Origin of the sequence: Caldicellulosiruptor bescii DSM 6725 (assembly GCF_000022325.1) — a bacterium.
GTDB classification, from domain to species: domain Bacteria; phylum Bacillota; class Thermoanaerobacteria; order Caldicellulosiruptorales; family Caldicellulosiruptoraceae; genus Caldicellulosiruptor; species Caldicellulosiruptor bescii.
In genome coordinates, this window is record NC_012034.1 from 1,071,158 (window position 1) to 1,087,337 (window position 16,180).

General features: G+C 35.9%; 17 protein-coding genes and 2 pseudogenes. All 19 read left to right on the plus strand.

Going from position 1 to position 16,180, the window contains the following annotated elements:
- The first annotated feature begins 124 nt into the window (after nucleotides 1–124).
- Nucleotides 125–475, plus strand: coding sequence for a YlxM family DNA-binding protein (gene ylxM, locus ATHE_RS04835; protein WP_015907491.1), 351 nt, complete (start codon nucleotides 125–127; stop codon nucleotides 473–475).
- Nucleotides 468–1,799, plus strand: a complete 1,332-nt coding sequence (ffh, locus tag ATHE_RS04840) for a signal recognition particle protein (protein ID WP_015907492.1) — start codon at nucleotides 468–470, stop codon at nucleotides 1,797–1,799. The genes ylxM and ffh overlap by 8 nt, the downstream gene beginning before the upstream one ends.
- Nucleotides 1,800–1,832: 33 nt before the next feature.
- Nucleotides 1,833–2,078 carry a 30S ribosomal protein S16 gene (rpsP, locus tag ATHE_RS04845; RefSeq protein ID WP_013290832.1) on the plus strand — a complete coding sequence of 82 codons (246 nt, stop codon included), beginning with the start codon at nucleotides 1,833–1,835 and terminating at the stop codon, nucleotides 2,076–2,078.
- A gap of 28 nt (nucleotides 2,079–2,106) precedes the next feature.
- The gene (locus tag ATHE_RS04850) at nucleotides 2,107–2,340 is read left to right on the plus strand and encodes a KH domain-containing protein (protein ID WP_013290831.1); all 234 of its coding nucleotides are present in this window, start codon (nucleotides 2,107–2,109) and stop codon (nucleotides 2,338–2,340) included.
- A gap of 49 nt (nucleotides 2,341–2,389) precedes the next feature.
- Nucleotides 2,390–2,899, plus strand: a complete 510-nt coding sequence (gene rimM / locus ATHE_RS04855) for a ribosome maturation factor RimM (protein ID WP_013403633.1) — start codon at nucleotides 2,390–2,392, stop codon at nucleotides 2,897–2,899.
- A 2-nt stretch (nucleotides 2,900–2,901) separates the two neighbouring features.
- Nucleotides 2,902–3,640: pseudogene (gene trmD, locus ATHE_RS04860) on the plus strand (tRNA (guanosine(37)-N1)-methyltransferase TrmD).
- A 107-nt stretch (nucleotides 3,641–3,747) separates the two neighbouring features.
- Entirely contained in the window at nucleotides 3,748–4,134 is a 387-nt protein-coding gene (rplS, locus tag ATHE_RS04865) for a 50S ribosomal protein L19 (protein ID WP_013430653.1), read from the plus strand.
- Between the two features lie 52 nt (nucleotides 4,135–4,186).
- The gene (gene ylqF, locus ATHE_RS04870; protein WP_015907493.1) at nucleotides 4,187–5,035 is read left to right on the plus strand and encodes a ribosome biogenesis GTPase YlqF; all 849 of its coding nucleotides are present in this window, start codon (nucleotides 4,187–4,189) and stop codon (nucleotides 5,033–5,035) included.
- Nucleotides 5,016–5,636 carry a ribonuclease HII gene (locus ATHE_RS04875; protein WP_015907494.1) on the plus strand — a complete coding sequence of 207 codons (621 nt, stop codon included), beginning with the start codon at nucleotides 5,016–5,018 and terminating at the stop codon, nucleotides 5,634–5,636. The genes ylqF and ATHE_RS04875 overlap by 20 nt, the downstream gene beginning before the upstream one ends.
- 11 nt (nucleotides 5,637–5,647) lie before the next feature.
- Nucleotides 5,648–7,060: a hypothetical protein gene (locus ATHE_RS04880; protein ID WP_015907495.1), complete on the plus strand. Its 1,413-nt coding sequence runs from the start codon at nucleotides 5,648–5,650 to the stop codon at nucleotides 7,058–7,060.
- Between the two features lie 4 nt (nucleotides 7,061–7,064).
- Nucleotides 7,065–7,343 carry an EscU/YscU/HrcU family type III secretion system export apparatus switch protein gene (locus tag ATHE_RS04885; protein WP_015907496.1) on the plus strand — a complete coding sequence of 93 codons (279 nt, stop codon included), beginning with the start codon at nucleotides 7,065–7,067 and terminating at the stop codon, nucleotides 7,341–7,343.
- Nucleotides 7,344–7,347: 4 nt separating this feature from the next.
- A complete protein-coding gene (locus tag ATHE_RS04890) occupies nucleotides 7,348–7,707 on the plus strand; it encodes a YraN family protein (RefSeq protein WP_015907497.1) in 360 nt (119 codons plus the stop codon).
- Between the two features lie 125 nt (nucleotides 7,708–7,832).
- Nucleotides 7,833–8,711, plus strand: coding sequence for a dipicolinate synthase subunit DpsA (dpsA, locus tag ATHE_RS04895; protein WP_015907498.1), 879 nt, complete (start codon nucleotides 7,833–7,835; stop codon nucleotides 8,709–8,711).
- Nucleotides 8,712–8,715: 4 nt separating this feature from the next.
- The gene (locus ATHE_RS04900) at nucleotides 8,716–9,312 is read left to right on the plus strand and encodes a dipicolinate synthase subunit B (protein ID WP_015907499.1); all 597 of its coding nucleotides are present in this window, start codon (nucleotides 8,716–8,718) and stop codon (nucleotides 9,310–9,312) included.
- Nucleotides 9,313–9,408: 96 nt separating this feature from the next.
- Nucleotides 9,409–11,595 carry an FtsK/SpoIIIE family DNA translocase gene (locus tag ATHE_RS04905; protein ID WP_015907500.1) on the plus strand — a complete coding sequence of 729 codons (2,187 nt, stop codon included), beginning with the start codon at nucleotides 9,409–9,411 and terminating at the stop codon, nucleotides 11,593–11,595.
- 9 nt (nucleotides 11,596–11,604) lie between these two features.
- A pseudogene (locus tag ATHE_RS15380) lies at nucleotides 11,605–13,474 on the plus strand (YgiQ family radical SAM protein).
- Nucleotides 13,422–14,291, plus strand: a complete 870-nt coding sequence (folD, locus tag ATHE_RS04915) for a bifunctional methylenetetrahydrofolate dehydrogenase/methenyltetrahydrofolate cyclohydrolase FolD (RefSeq protein WP_015907501.1) — start codon at nucleotides 13,422–13,424, stop codon at nucleotides 14,289–14,291. The pseudogene ATHE_RS15380 and the gene folD overlap by 53 nt, the downstream one beginning before the upstream one ends.
- Before the next feature lie 18 nt (nucleotides 14,292–14,309).
- Entirely contained in the window at nucleotides 14,310–15,632 is a 1,323-nt protein-coding gene (rimO, locus tag ATHE_RS04920) for a 30S ribosomal protein S12 methylthiotransferase RimO (RefSeq protein ID WP_015907502.1), read from the plus strand.
- Nucleotides 15,632–16,180 (plus strand): CDP-diacylglycerol--glycerol-3-phosphate 3-phosphatidyltransferase, encoded by a 549-nt coding sequence (gene pgsA, locus ATHE_RS04925; RefSeq protein WP_013403620.1) that lies wholly within the window; start codon nucleotides 15,632–15,634, stop codon nucleotides 16,178–16,180. The genes rimO and pgsA overlap by 1 nt, the downstream gene beginning before the upstream one ends.

Sequence of the window (16,180 nt, forward strand, 5' to 3'; positions counted from 1 at the left end):
ATAAAATATTTTCTACAAACTCTTGACACTATCTAATCACAAAAAATTTTTGACAAAAGATCAGAAGTTTATTATCATATAATAGTGTCAAGTTTTTAAGCTTTACAGAGAGATGAAATTAAAAATGCAGCAAGAAAATAAGGTATATTTGAGCCTTCTTTACGATTTTTATAAGGACTTTTTGACCGAAAGACAAAAAAAGATTATAGAGCTGTATGTAAATGAAGATTTAACCTTGGGAGAGATATCAAAAGAACTTGGCATATCACGGCAGGGTGTTTTTGATGCATTTAGAAAAGCAAAAATAGCCTTAAAAAGGTATGAGGCAAAGCTAAAACTGGCAGACAAGTATTATAAAAACAGGAGCATAATTGAAGAAGTCCTCCAGAAACTAAGGAGAATATACGAAAGATACAAAGATGAAGAAATCATGAGTATAATAAATAGTATTCAGGAGTGGCAAGAAGATGTTTAGTAGTCTTTCTGAAAAACTGCAGGATGTTTTCAAAAGACTGAGAGGTAAGGGCAAGCTCACAGAAAAGGATATCAAAGACGCTATGAAAGAAGTGAAACTTGCTCTTTTAGAGGCTGATGTAAACTACAAAGTGGTAAAAGATTTTATCAACACTGTGACACAAAAGGCTGTGGGAGAAGAAGTTTTAGAAAGCCTCACTCCTGCCCAGCAGGTAATAAAGATTGTATACGATGAGATGGTAAACCTTCTTGGTGGAAGTGACACAAAACTTACATTTTCACCAAGCGGGTTTTCCACCTATATGATGGTGGGGCTTCAAGGTTCTGGTAAGACCACCACAGCTGGAAAGCTTGCCGGGCTTTTAAAAAGGCAGGGCAAAAACCCTTTGCTTGTTGCCTGTGATATATACAGACCTGCTGCAATAAAACAATTAGAGGTTGTTGCACAAAAGGTTGGAGTGAAATGTTTTGCAGACTACAACAGCAAAGATGCTGTTAAGATAGCAAAGGAAGGCATTGAGTTTGCAAAGGTAAGCAGGTGCGATGTTGCCATTGTTGACACTGCAGGAAGACTTCACATAAATCAAGAACTTATGGATGAGCTGGTTGCAATCAAAAATGCAATAAAGCCGACAGAAATTTTGCTTGTATTAGATGCCATGACAGGACAAGATGCTGTGAATGTTGCTGCAGCTTTCAATGAGCAGCTTGGCATAGATGGAATTATTATGACAAAGCTTGACGGTGACACACGAGGCGGAGCGGCTCTTTCTGTCAAAGCTATAACTGGCAAACCAATAAAGTTTGCCGGTGTTGGCGAGAAGATGGAAGATTTAGAGGCTTTTCATCCCGACAGGATGGCTTCCCGAATACTTGGAATGGGAGATATTTTGACTTTAATAGAGAAAGCTCAGGAAGCTATTGATCAAAAAAAAGCTGAGGAGCTTGAAAAAAAGCTCAGAAGCATGCAGTTTACTCTTGAAGACTTTTTAGACCAGCTAAAGCAAATAAAGAAGATGGGATCTTTATCTCAGATTATTTCCATGATACCTGGAGTGAAATTAAAAGGTGATGTGGATTTTGATGCTGGCGAGAAGGAACTTAAAAAAATAGAAGCAATCATAAATTCCATGACAAAAGAAGAACGCCAAGATCCAAGTATTATTAATTCCAGCAGAAAAAGAAGAATTGCTATGGGTTCAGGTACCACTGTTCAGGATGTAAACAGACTTTTGAGACAGTTTGAGGATATGAAAAGGATGATGAAGCAATTTTCAAATCCCAGCTTTGCCAAGAAAGGAAAATTTAAATTTCCTTTCATGTAATACATCAAAAATTTAAAAGAGGAGGTGATGTAAGTGGCAGTAAGAATAAGACTCAAGAGAATGGGTGCAAAAAACAATCCTTTTTATAGAATTGTTGTTGCAGATTCACGCACACCGAGAGATGGAAAAACAATTGACGAAATTGGCTATTACAATCCTTTGAAGAATCCTGCTGACATCAAAGTTGATGTTGAAAAGGCAAAAAAATGGTTATCATACGGTGCTCAACCAACAGATACTGTTAAAATTCTGCTTAAAAAAGCTGGAGTAATTGAATAAAACATTTTAAAAGGAGGGGTAGCTTGTCATGCTAAAAGATTTAGTTGAAGTCATAGCAAAATCTCTTGTTGACAATCCAGACCAAGTAAAGGTTAGTGAAATCCACGGTGAGCAGTCAGTAATTATTGAGCTTAAAGTTGCTCCTGAAGATATGGGCAAGGTCATTGGCAAGCAGGGAAGAATAGCAAGAGCTATAAGAACAGTTGTCAGAGCTGCAGCAAACAAAGACAACAAGAGAGTTATAGTTGAGATTTTACAATAAAAGAGTTAGGCGTATCTTGCCTAACTCTTTTTTAAAAAGGAGGTAGATTATGTATAAGTACCTCCAAGTTGGCAAGATTGTAAATACTTTTGGACTCAAAGGTGAAGTTAAGGTAATACCTCTTACAGATGAGGTTGACAGGTTTTCTGAGCTTGAATATGTTCTTTTGGAAGACAACCTTTCAACAAAGCTCACAATTGAAAGATATAGAGTAAAAGATAATATTGTGATAATCAAGTTCAAAGAAATTTCCAGCATAGATGAAGCACAAAAGCTGAAAAACAGGTATATAGTGATAGAAAGAGAAAGAGCCAAAAAACTGCCAAAGGACACTTATTTTATATGTGATATTATTGGGCTTGAAGTGTATGATTTAGATGGCAGAAAACTGGGTAGAATAAAGGATGTTTTAAAAACCGGAAGCAACGATGTTTACATTTGCGACAGCTATATAGGAAAGAAAGACATACTGATTCCTGCCTTGAAAGAGATTGTAAAAGAGGTTAATATCGAAGAGGGATATATGAAAATAAAGGTTGTTGAAGGGTTGTTGGATTAAAGATGGTATTCAAAGTTCTAACTTTATTTCCAGAAGTTATTTTATCTGCAACAAACTATAGCATCTTAAAAAGAGCTCAGCAAAAAGGGCTGATAAAGATAGAGGCAATTAATATACGAGATTTTACTATGAATAAGCACAAGAGGACAGATGACTATCCATACGGCGGCGGGTTTGGAATGGTTATGAGTGCCCAGCCGATAATTGATGCATATGAGAGTATAAAACCAGCCAAACCTCACAGAGTTATTTATCTTACACCTCAAGGCAAAACATACACTCAGCGCTATGCAGAGCAGCTGTCAAAAAGAAAAAGAGATTGTAATAATATGTGGGCACTATGAAGGAATTGACCAGAGAGTAATTGACATGATTGTGACAGATGAGATTTCTATAGGAGACTATGTTTTAACTGGAGGAGAGTATGCTGCACTTGTGGTGATTGACTCTGTTTCGCGGCTTGTAAAGGGTGTCATTGAAGAAAAGTCAGCTCAAGAAGAGAGTTTTTCAACAGGGCTTTTGGAATATCCGCAGTATACAAGACCGGCTGAGTTCAGAGGGAAAAAGGTTCCTGAGATACTTTTGTGTGGAGACCATGAGAAGATAAGAAAGTGGAGAAGGTATCAGAGTTTACTGAAAACAATAAAAAACAGACCTGATTTGCTTGAAAACTTTGAGCTAACCAACGAAGACAGAGAATTTTTAATAAAATATTGTGAGACGCAAAAAATTGTGTTATAATTACACATGTTCATTTTTGGGCTTTTTTCTTGTAAATAAAGTACATGGTCCTCTGCAAACACGGTTTGCAAGAACATCCTTATTGCTGGAAGGAGGGAAAGTGGAAGATGGATATAATCAGAGAGATTGAAAGCGAAATGCTAAGAAAAGATATTCCTGATTTCAAACCTGGTGACACAGTAAGAGTTTACTTTAAGGTTATTGAAGGTGGAAGAGAAAGAGTGCAAGCTTTCGAAGGGCTTGTCATAAAAAGAAGAGGAAAAGGGCTTTCGGAAACTTTCACAGTCAGAAGAATTTCATATGGTATTGGTGTTGAAAGAGTATTCCCTCTTCACTCACCAAGGCTTGAGAAGATTGAAGTTATAAGAAGAGGTAAAGTAAGAAGAGCAAAACTCTATTACATCAGAGAAAAGATAGGTAAGGCTGCAAAGATTAAAGAGCTTGTTCAGCAACCAGATAAAGAGAATAACAATACCGAAGAGACTAATGCTTAAAAAAGCTTAGTCTCTTTTTTATATTTACAACAAAAAGAGGAGGATTTTTGCTTTGATCGTTCAGTGGTATCCTGGACATATGCAAAAGGCAAAAAGAGAAATTTTAGAGCTAAACAAGTATATTGATTTGTATCTAATTTTGCTTGATGCAAGAGCACCTTTGAGTTCCAGAAACGAACAGCTCGAAGCTTTGATAAAAGATAAGCCTAAAATTTATGTTCTGAACAAATCAGATTTAGCCGACGAAACAAAAAACCAAGAATTTGTAAAGTATTTTCAGGAAAATAACCAGGTTGCTGTGTGCATTGATTCTTTGAAAGGTACAAACGTAAAGAATATATTGAAAATAGCCGAAAATTTATTAAAAGACAAGATTGAAGAGGCAAAACAAAAAGGAAGAAAGAAAATTATAAGATTTGGGGTACTTGGCATACCAAATGTCGGAAAGTCGACACTTATAAACAAGATAACAAACTCAGCCAAGGCAAGAACAGGTGACAGGCCTGGTGTTACAAGGGCAAAACAGTGGATAAAAATCAACGACTATTTTGAAATGCTCGACACCCCCGGAATACTTGTGCCAAAGCTTGAAGATGACAATGTTGCTATAAAGCTTTGTGCGATAGGTAGTATTAAAGAGGACCTCTTTGACAAAGAACTTGTTGCAAAGAAAACAATTGGGATGATAAAAGAAAGGTATTCTCACCTCTTGAATACAAAGTATTTAATCGATTTTTCCACCCTTTCGGAGGAAGAGTACCTAACAGAAATAGGAAAGAAGAGAGGATGTATACTCAAAGAGGGTAGGATTGATACTCTTAAAGCAGCAACAATGTTTTTGGACGATTTGAGAAAAGGAAGGATTGGGAGGATAACACTTGATGAGGTTGTCAGAAGATGAAAACTATTTTGAAATAGAAGAAAAGCTTTTGAATGAAGGTTACAGATTTATTTGTGGAGTTGATGAGGCAGGAAGAGGCCCTTTGGCAGGACCTGTTTTTGCTGCAGCAGTTGTTATGGACAGAAAAAGGATAATTGAAGGTGTGAGAGATTCAAAAAAGCTGACTCCTAAAAAGAGAGAAAAACTCTTTGAAGAGATAATAAAAGAGAGTATAGCGTATTCTGTTGCGATGGTAGACAGCAAAGTCATAGATGAGATAAACATAAACAATGCAACTTTTTTGGCTATGAAAAATGCTATTGAAAACTTAAAAATTGAGCCTGACATAGTGTTAGTGGATGGTTATAAAATTCCGAACCTGGGCTTTAATCAAAGGGCTATCATAAAAGGCGACAGAAAATCCTACTCAATTGCCTGTGCGTCAATCTTAGCAAAGGTTTCAAGAGACAGATATATAGTAGAGATTTCTTCAAAGTACCCACTCTATAAATTTGAAAAACACAAAGGATATGGCACAAAAGAGCACATAGAGATTTTGCAAAAATATGGTCCATGCGAAATTCACAGGATTTCGTTTTTAAAAAATATTCTTTCTCTTTAAGGTGAAAAAGTATGAATTATACAAATAATCTCATAACCTTCTTAAAACAAAATAACATAAAAGAGATACTTAACCTTTTTGGTAATCAAGACAAAGAATTTGACGCTCAGGTTGTCGGGGTCGAAGGAGATAGACTTATTCTGAATGTAGGTTCAAAAACAATTTTAGCTCAAAATAGCTCCTCATTTTTTTTCAATCCAGGTGACAGGGTGCGTCTTGCAAATCCTGTGTGGGAAGATGGCAAGCTTACATTCAAGATAATGGACGTTGTTTCTAAACAAGAAAATTTTAATAGTATATCTTACCTTGAAAATAAACTACAAGAAGAGACTTTATTTAAAACCTTCGATGCTGTAAAGTTAAATAACGTATTTGACCTTGCACAAAATGCAAAAGAAGAGATTTTTACTATTCCTAAAGATAGGTTTACAGCTGAGTTTTTGGAGTTTGCAGAGAAAGAAAAGGTGTTTGTTGCTTCTTTGGAAATTGAAAATGATGAAAATGTCTTTTTGAAGTTGTCTGATAAAACCTTTGAATTTAGAAAAGAGGTTTTTTTGGGAAGCCAAAATGAAAATAGGATATTAGAAAAGCTGAAATTTTCTGACTACAAAAGTGAGAGTTTTATAGTGGTATTCGAAAAAGGGAAAGGATTGATTTTTGTTCCTCAGAAGAATTTCATGAAAGATTTTTTTAAAAGTATGTTAAATGATCATATAGGAAAGTTTGATATTAAAATAGATAATGAAAATGACTTATTTGCTTTTTTGGGCTTGATTTTTTCTAAAAAGCCTTTGTCAAAAGAGGAATTTATAAAAGAAAAAAGTGAATTTATAAGGTTTGTGGAGAAGATTAAAGAGATTTTTGAAAGATTTCAAAATAAAGAAGAAGTTAAAAATCAAGATATTACTTTGAATAAAAAAGAGGAATTTTTGCTTTTCAAGATAGCTGATTTTCACAAAGAGTTTTCAGAACAAAAGGTGTTACAGCTGCTGGAGAAGATAAACCCAAATCAAAACCAGCAAACCACACTTGATTTTGATACCTTTTACATGAATATTCTTAATCTCAAGTATGAGCTTAATAACCACCAATATGAAATTTCAGTTTTTGTTAACAAAAAGAAGGGAGTTTCAAACTTCAAAGCAAATTCCATTATGCTAAAATTGGCAACCCAGAACATTGGGACAATAGGCATTTATGTTAAAAAGGTTTCCCAAGGTAGTTTCAAATCAATCATAGTTTGTGAAAGGCTGTCAACTCTGAATTTGATAAGAGAAAACCAGCAGAAGCTCTTAGAGATTCTAAAAGAAAATGGGTATAAACTTGATATTGAATACAGGATAGACCAAACCTCTAATTCTTCTCTTGCGTTCGACTATTTGATATTTGATAATACTTTAAGCAGGCTTGATTTGAAGGTGTGAGATAATGAATAAGAAGAAGTTAAAAAAAGCTGTGGCTATAAAGTATGATCTTGAAGATATAGCACCAAAAATCATTGCAAAAGGAAAAGGTTATGTTGCCGAAAGGATTATAGAGAAAGCAAAACAAGAAGATATTCCTGTATATGAAGACCAAAAGGTGGTAGAAAAGCTATTTAATTTAGAGCTTCAGGAATATATTCCGGAAGACCTGTATGAGGTTGTTGCGCAGATATTAGTTTTCATTGGGTATCTTGATAAAATTAGTAAGAATGGAGCAAAGTAAAAAAATGAATTTAAAACAGGTGGGAAGATTTGGTGAGAATTTAGCGGTTGATTTTTTAATAAAACATGGATATGAGATTTTGAGAACCAACTTTCGATGCAGGCTTGGTGAAATTGACATAATAGCAAAAGAAGACAAGACAATTGTATTTGTTGAGGTAAAAACAAGGAAGAGCTTGAAATTTGGTTTGCCTTCAGAATCTGTCAACTTTAAAAAACAGCTTCACATAAAAAAGGTTGCTGAGTATTTCATTGCATACCATCTTTCGCAAGATAAGTATTTGTACAGATTTGATGTTGTGGAGATATTTATAGATGGCAAAAATAATGTAACTAAAATAAATCTTATCAAAGATGCATTTTAAAAAAAGATTGAGAGAGATAGAAAGCCACTAAAAGTGGCTTTTATTTTTTTGTCCAAGCACCTTTTTTGAAATTAATACATAGATTATATTAGCTTTGCAGCAAGAACAAAAAAAGAGGGATAATGATGGAAAAACATATAGGTGTTATTGGTGGGGACCAAAGGATTTTGATTTTGGCGGAAAGCTTAGCTGATAAAGGATTTGATGTTTTGCTTTGGGCAACAGATAAAGGCAAAGTGCTGAGTAGCCCAAATATAAACTTTGCAAAAAGTTTAGATGAAATTATTGAAAAATCAAAGGTATTAATAGGACCAATTCCCTTCACACAGGATGGAAAGTATATATTTGCACCTCTTTCACAGCAGTCAATAGAGATACAAAGTTTAATAGAAAAACTGTCTGGCAAAGAGATTGTCCTCATTGCAAGTGTAATTTCTGAAAATATAAAAAGTCTTTGCAGAGAGAAAAATATAAAAATTTTTGACCTATACGAAAAAGAAGAGCTTGCAATCCTGAACGCAATACCTACTGTTGAAGGATGTTTGATGATTGCAATTGAGAAGATGCCAATTACCCTTCACTCTTCGAACATCTTAATTCTTGGATATGGAAGAATAGGCAAAGTCCTTACGAAGGTCTTGAGAGGATTTGAAGCAAACATATATGTGGCTTCAAGAAAAAGCTCAGATTTGACATGGTGCAAAGCATTTGGTTTTCTACCGGTCCGCCTGTGTGATATAGCAGAGTATGTAAATAAAATGGATTTGATTATTAATACCATTCCTGCTGTGGTTGTTACAAAAGGAGTGATAGATAGGATAAGAGCCGATACTCTTGTAATTGACCTTGCCTCAAAACCGGGTGGAGTAGACTTTGAATATGCAAGGGAAAAGGGTATTGAAGTGGTACATGCGCTTTCTCTTCCTGGCAAGGTGGCACCAGTTACAGCTGCCAAATATATATCTGAGGTGCTGTTGAGTTTGCTGGAAGAAATCTGGGGGTGATAGAGTGGACTTGAATAATCTAAAAATAGGGTTTGCTATTACAGGGTCGTTCTGTACATTTGACCAAATAATAACTGTAATTGAAGAACTCAAAAAACAAGGTGCAATCATAACACCAATATTCAGTGAAAAAGTACAGACAACCAATACACGCTATGGAAAAGCGGATGAAGTCGTAAAGAGAATAGTTTCTATTTGTGGAAACCCGCCAATAACAAATATTGTAGAAGCAGAGCCTGTCGGTCCTAAAAAACTTTTTGATGTACTGGTTGTTGCACCTGCAACAGGGAACTTTATCGCCAAGCTTGCAAACGGAATTGTTGATGAAACTCCTGTTATGTGCACAAAAGCGCACCTTAGGAATCAAAGACCGGTGGTTGTTGCGATATCTACAAACGATGCGCTTGGTCTTAACTGCAAAAATATTGCCATTCTTCTTAACACAAAAAATATCTACTTTGTCCCATTTAGGCAGGATGACCCTTTGGCAAAGCCAAATTCACTTGTTGCAGAATACACTCTTCTCATTCCCACAATAATTGAAGCACTTTCTGGCAGGCAAATTCAGCCGCTTTTGCTTTGTCCTGGTGCAAAAAAGTGATTGAGCCCCCTCAAAAGAATATTTTTGGGGGTTTTATTTTTTTGGAAAAAGGCTATAATATTCTTAGAAAATGCGAGAGAAGAAGTGAAGGGATTTATGAGAGCAAAGGCAGTATCAAAAAAGAAGAGATATAAGATAAAAAAAGAGGTTTTTGACAGGTTAAATGCCGAAGTGTATGGGACTTTTTTATTTTTTGTTTTTCTATTTTTTGTTTTTTCAGTTGCAACAGATAAAGTTGGAATAGTTGGCGATTTTGTTAAGAAGACCTTGCTAGGATGTTTTGGAGTAGGTGTTTTCTTAATTCTTGCTTTCATGCTCTATGTATCACTTGATTCAATTTTAAGAAGACCAAGAGTATTTGACAAAAGGGATATAATTGTATTTACCTATATACTTCTTATATTCATGATTTTTACCACCTTTATTCAAGCAAATATAAAACCTTCTGGTTCATTTATAAAGTTTTTAAAAGATGCATACTTTGATGGCTTGAACTTCAAGGGATTTGGTGTTTTTGGTTCTGCCATTACATACCCTTTTGTATCGTTATTTGGTTTTACAGGCACGCTAATTATTTGTTTTTCTACGCTTATAATCATGAGCATGATTGTTTTCAGTTTTTCTATAAGAGATTTATTGAAAAAAAAGAAACCTAAGGATACTCAGCAAGATGAGAAAAGAGGAGAAGAGATTACTGAAGAAGAGAATATAAAACTTGAAACTAATGGTTTTTACAATTTTAATTTTGATACTAAAACTGAAGAAAAAAAAAGTGAAGAAGTTCCTGTAAAATTGTCTAAAAAGGGAAGAAGAAATGACAAAACTGCAGATAAAAAAATTTTTTTACCTTCAAGCGAGCAGTATCTTTATCCTCCCGTTGACTATCTTAAAAAACCAAATGATAACTTGCAGGTTTCAAGAAAAGATATAAATGAAAACATAAGAAAGCTTGAAGAAACATTAAAAAACTTTGGCATTGAAGCTCAGGTGACAGAAGTAAATGTAGGACCAACAATCACAAGATATGAGCTGCAGCCGGGACAGGGGGTAAAGGTCAGCAGAATTGTCAATCTTTCTGATGACATTGCGCTTGCACTGGCAGCACCATCTGTTAGAATTGAAGCACCAATTCCAAATAAGTCTGCAATAGGAATAGAAATTCCAAACAGAGAACCAAAACCTGTTTATATAAGAGAGCTGATTGAAAGTCCAGATTTTTACACACTGCAGTACAAGATACCATTTGCCATAGGTAAAGACGTTGCAGGAAGTCCTGTGATAGCAGATATAACAAAAATGCCTCACCTTTTGATTGCAGGTGCAACAGGGTCGGGTAAGAGTGTGTGTATAAATTCACTTATAATTAGCATTCTTTACAGGTGCATGCCTGATGAGGTAAAACTGATTTTAATTGACCCAAAGGTTGTTGAGCTGAGTCTTTACAATGGTATACCTCATCTTTTAATACCGGTTGTAACAGATGCCAAAAAAGCTGCAAACGCACTTGCCTGGGCAGTAGGAGAGATGACAAATAGATACAAGCTTTTTGCTCAAGCGGGTGTAAGAGATGTTGTGGGTTATAACAAGTGGTGTGAGGAAAATGGACAAGAAAAACTTTCATATATTGTTATTATTATAGATGAGCTTGCCGACCTTATGATGGTATCACCTGCCGAGGTTGAAGACAGTATATGCAGGCTTGCACAGATGGCACGAGCAGCGGGTATGCATCTTGTTGTTGCAACGCAAAGACCTTCTGTAGATGTCATCACTGGTCTTATAAAGGCAAATATTCCGTCGCGAATAGCCTTTGCTGTATCATCCCAAGTTGACTCACGCACAATTTTAGACCAGGCGGGAGCTGAAAAGCTTTTGGGAAGAGGTGATATGCTATATCTTCCAATAGGTTTGGCAAAACCTCTGAGAGTTCAAGGTGCGTATGTTTCTGAAAGCGAAGTTGAGAAGGTTGTGGAGTTTTTAAAACAGAATTTTAACATTGAGTACAATCAGGAAGTGATTGAAGAGATAAACAGCAAGGTTTTAGATGTTAAAGATGATAAGGCTGATGAGCTTTTGATCAAGGCTATCCAGCTTGTGGTGGAAGCGCAAAATGTTTCAACCTCATTTTTACAAAGAAAACTCAGGATAGGTTATTCAAGAGCGGCAAGGCTAATTGACCAGATGGAGGAAAGAGGAATAATTAGCAAGATGGATTCTACCGGCAAGCGCCAAGTTTTAATAACCAAAGAACAGTTTGACGAGATGCTTATGAATATGGAGTGAGAAAGTAGAATGGCTTTTTTACCTATTTGCAGAGAAGACATGAAAAAGCGTGGGTGGGACGAGCTTGACTTTGTATTTGTGTGCGGAGATGCGTATGTTGACCATCCATCTTTTGGACATGCAATAATATCAAGAATAATTGAGGATTATGGTTTTAGAATTGGAATAATTCCTCAACCCGATTGGAGAGATTCAAAAAGCATAACAGTGCTGGGAAGACCGAGAATTGCTTTTTTGGTATCAAGTGGTAATCTTGACTCTATGGTTGCACATTACACTTCGTTTAAAAAGCCACGAAGCCAGGATTATTATTCGCCTGGTATGAAAAGAGGAAAAAGACCAAACAGAGCAACAATTGTTTATTGTAATTTGATAAGAAAAGAGTATGGTGATATTCCCATCATAATTGGCGGTATAGAGGCTTCTTTGCGAAGGTTTGCTCATTATGATTATTGGTCTGATAAGGTGAGAGCTTCGATATTGATAGACAGCAGTGCTGACCTTTTGATATACGGAATGGGCGAAAAGCCATTGTTTGAGATTCTACCAAGGCTCAAAAAGGGAGAGAACATAAAAGAGATAAGAGATGTGCAGGGGACGTGTTATGTAGCAAAGGATATTCAGCATCTTGAGGGAAAAGACTATATCATCATTGACAGCTATGAAAAAGTAAAAGAAGACAAAGTGGCATATGCCCATGCTTTTGCTATCCAGTACAGGGAACAAAACCCGTACACAGGAAAAGATAATTGTCCAGCCACATAAAAATTTATATGTGGTTCAAAATCCTCCAGCAAAGCCTTTGACAGTGGAAGAGATGGACTATGTTTATTCTCTGCCGTATGAGCGAAACTATCATCCCATTTATGAAAAAGAAGGCGGTATAAAAGCACTGGAAGAGGTCAAGTTCAGCATTGTATCTCACAGAGGGTGCTTTGGAGGCTGTAATTTCTGTGCTCTTCACTTTCATCAGGGAAGGATCATTCAAAAAAGAAGCCAGAAGTCAATCTTAGAGGAAGTAAAAAAGCTAACAAAACTTCCCGATTTTAAGGGATATATTCACGATGTTGGTGGACCTACTGCAAATTTCAGAAATCCTGCGTGTAGTCTTCAGCTTGAAAGAGGTGCTTGCAAAAATAGGCAGTGTCTTTTTCCGCAGCCGTGCAAAAATTTGGAGGTTGACCACAGCGAATATTTTGAACTTTTAGAGAAGATAAGAAAGATAAAAGGTGTAAAGAAGGTATTTATAAGGTCGGGGATAAGGTATGACTACCTTTTACTTGACAAAAACTACAGAAAGTTTTTGGAAAAGCTCTGCATGTACCATATTTCTGGTCAGTTAAAAATAGCACCTGAACATGTCTCTAATAATGTGTTAAAATATATGGGTAAACCTCCGAAAGAGGTATATGAAAAATTTGTGAAAGAATATTTTGAGACAAATAAAAGACTGAATAAAAAACAGTATATCATTCCTTATCTTATGTCAGGACATCCTGGGACAAAGCTTGAAGATGCAATTGAGCTTGCAGTGTTTCTAAAAAGAAATGGGTTTGTACCAGAGCAGGTTCAGGATTTTTATCCAACACCCGGAACTGTATCAACTACAATGTATTACACCGAATTGGACCCGTTTACCTTAGAAAAGATCTATGTTCCAAAGACGTTGAAAGAAAAGATGATGCAAAGAGCTCTTTTGCACTTTAACAATCCCAAAAATTATGATTTGGTTTATAAGGCTTTGAAGATAGCAAAAAGAGATGATTTGATAGGATATGGCAAAGACTGTTTGATTCCACCAAAACCAAAAGATGGAGGTAATAAAAGTGTCAGCAAAGATAATAGACGGAAAAAAGATAGCGCAAGAAATAAAAAATGAAGTAAAGACTGAGGTTGAAAAACTAAAACAAAGAGGAATAGAGCCAACTTTGGCTGTTGTGATTGTGGGAGATGATCCGGCATCCAGAAGTTACGTAAATTCCAAGAAAAAAGCATGTGGCGAGGTTGGAATAAATTCTGTGGAGTTTGCCCTTAGCAAAGACACAACTCAAGATGAACTTGAGAGCTTGATTGACAGACTGAACAGGGATGAGAAAATAAACGGTATACTGGTTCAGCTTCCACTGCCAAATGGACTTGATGAGAAAAGGATTTGCACAAAAATCCTTCCACACAAGGATGTTGATGGATTTCATCCGCTCAATGTTGGAATGGTTGCAACTGGCATAGAATTTGAAAGAGCAATCAAACCGTGCACGCCATTTGGGATTATTGAGCTTTTGAAAAGAGAAAATATAGAGATAAAAGGAAAACATGCTGTTGTGATAGGAAGAAGCAATATTGTTGGGAAGCCTCTGGCTTTGCTTCTTTTGAGAGAAAACGCAACAGTTACCATTTGTCATTCATATACAAAAGATTTAAAAGAAATTTGCAAACAGGCAGATATACTTGTTGCTGCAGTTGGAAAGCCAAGGTTTGTCACATCTGATATGGTAAAAGAAGGAGCAGTTGTTATTGACGTTGGAATAAATAGAGACGGTGCTACCCAGAAACTTGTTGGTGATGTTGACTTTGAAACTGTAGAAAAAGTGGCATCGTTTATTACACCTGTTCCAGGTGGTGTTGGGCCAATGACAGTTGCTATGCTTATGAAAAATACACTTTTTGCTACCATGCTTCAAAACAATCTGGTGTAAAAAAGGAGTGCCAAGAAATTGATAAAGGTTGGATTTGTCTCACTGGGATGTAATAAAAACCTTGTTGACAGTGAAATAATGATGGGCGCATGTGTCAAAGCAGGGTTTGAGATAACCTCAAATGCAGAAGATGCTGATGTGATTGTTGTAAATACATGTGGTTTTATAAACGATGCAAAACAGGAATCCATAGATACCATATTAGATATGGCTGAATATAAGAGCAAAAAATGCAAATTTTTGATAGTAACAGGATGTTTGACACAAAGATACAAAGATGAGATATTAGAACAAATGCCAGAAATTGATGCAATACTTGGTGTGAAAGAAATGTTAAAACTGCCTGAGGTAATAAAAGATTTGTACGAAGGTAAGCAGAAGATAAAAGTGTTCGATGATACTTCTTCTTTTGTATACTTAAGTTCAATGCCAAGAGTGATTGCTACACCCAGTTACTATGCCTACATAAAGATAGCAGAAGGGTGCAACAACAGATGCTCTTATTGCTCCATACCACTTATTAGAGGCAAGTATACAAGCAGACCCATTGAAGATATAGTAAAGGAAGCAAAAGAATTAGCAGAAAAAGGATACCAGGAAATTGTCCTCACAGCTCAGGATACTACAAAGTATGGTTTGGATTTATATGGCAAAAAGATGTTACATGCTTTGCTTGAAGAGCTTGAAAAGATTGAAAAAATCAAGTGGATAAGATTTTTATACTCTTACCCTGAGGATGTGGATGAAAGTCTTATTGAGGTTGTAAAATCTTCTTCTAAAATAGTTAACTATTTTGACATTCCAATTCAGCATATAAATGATAGAATATTAAAACTCATGAACAGAAAAACAACAAAAGAAGGTATAAAAAGGCTGATAGAGAAGATAAGAAGAAGCTTTGATGAGGTTATTATAAGAACAACAGTTTTGGTTGGGTTCCCTACAGAAACTGATGAGGAGTTTGAAGAGCTCTGCAGCTTTTTAAAGTGGGCTGAGTTTGACAGGCTTGGTGCTTTTATGTATTCTCAAGAGGAAGGGACGCTTGCTTCGCAGCTTCCTCAGGTTGACGATGAGGTGAGACAAAGAAGATATGAAAAGGTTTTGAATATTCAGAGAAAAATTTCTAAAAGGCAGAACAAAAAGCGAGTTGGCAGAGAATACGAAGTTGTTATAGAGGCAAAAGATAAAAACAACTTTTATATTGGAAGGAGCCAGTTTGAAGCACCAGAAGTTGACGGAAAAGTTTTGGTGTTTTCTCAAAAGAAACTGACAGCTGGCAAGTTTGTCAAGGTAAAGATACTTGATGCGTTTGAGTATGATTTGGTAGGAGAGATAATTTGATGAATATCGCCAATATTTTAACAACTGTGAGAATATTGTTGATACCTGCATTTATGTTCTTCTTGCTTTACAGTAGTATTCCATATTCAAAGGTGGTAGCAGCGGCTGTATTTATAGTTGCTGCAATTACTGATAGCTTAGATGGATATATTGCAAGGTCAAGAAAAATTGTAACAAATTTTGGTAAATTCTTGGACCCTCTTGCAGACAAGTTGTTGATAACCGCAGCACTTGTGTGTTTAGTGGAGCTGCGAAAAATTTCGTCTTGGGTTGCCATGATTATAATTGGAAGAGAATTTGTGGTAACTGGCCTTAGGATGGTTGCAGCGGCTGAAGGTGTAGTTATTTCTGCAAATGTGTGGGGAAAACTGAAAACAATAAGCCAGATTGTGGCAGTTGTGCTTCTTTTGCTTGACAACTATCCTTTTGTTCTTCTGGGGTTTCCTCTTGATAAGATAATGTTGTACGTGGCAGTAATACTTACAATTTATTCAGGTTTTGATTATATAAAAGCAAACTGGAAAGTGATAGATTTTACAAAAAAGTGA

Excerpts from the sequence above, each read along its gene's own strand:
- ylxM (WP_015907491.1), top strand. The coding sequence starts at position 125 with ATGCAGCAAGAAAATAAGGTATATTTGAGCCTTCTTTACGATTTTTAT.
- ffh (WP_015907492.1), top strand. The coding sequence starts at position 468 with ATGTTTAGTAGTCTTTCTGAAAAACTGCAGGATGTTTTCAAAAGACTG.
- ATHE_RS04850 (WP_013290831.1), top strand. The coding sequence starts at position 2,107 with ATGCTAAAAGATTTAGTTGAAGTCATAGCAAAATCTCTTGTTGACAAT.
- rimM (WP_013403633.1), top strand. The coding sequence starts at position 2,390 with ATGTATAAGTACCTCCAAGTTGGCAAGATTGTAAATACTTTTGGACTC.
- rplS (WP_013430653.1), top strand. The coding sequence starts at position 3,748 with ATGGATATAATCAGAGAGATTGAAAGCGAAATGCTAAGAAAAGATATT.
- ATHE_RS04875 (WP_015907494.1), top strand. The coding sequence starts at position 5,016 with ATGAGGTTGTCAGAAGATGAAAACTATTTTGAAATAGAAGAAAAGCTT.
- ATHE_RS04880 (WP_015907495.1), top strand. The coding sequence starts at position 5,648 with ATGAATTATACAAATAATCTCATAACCTTCTTAAAACAAAATAACATA.
- ATHE_RS04885 (WP_015907496.1), top strand. The coding sequence starts at position 7,065 with ATGAATAAGAAGAAGTTAAAAAAAGCTGTGGCTATAAAGTATGATCTT.
- ATHE_RS04890 (WP_015907497.1), top strand. The coding sequence starts at position 7,348 with ATGAATTTAAAACAGGTGGGAAGATTTGGTGAGAATTTAGCGGTTGAT.
- dpsA (WP_015907498.1), top strand. The coding sequence starts at position 7,833 with ATGGAAAAACATATAGGTGTTATTGGTGGGGACCAAAGGATTTTGATT.
- ATHE_RS04905 (WP_015907500.1), top strand. The coding sequence starts at position 9,409 with ATGAGAGCAAAGGCAGTATCAAAAAAGAAGAGATATAAGATAAAAAAA.
- pgsA (WP_013403620.1), top strand. The coding sequence starts at position 15,632 with ATGAATATCGCCAATATTTTAACAACTGTGAGAATATTGTTGATACCT.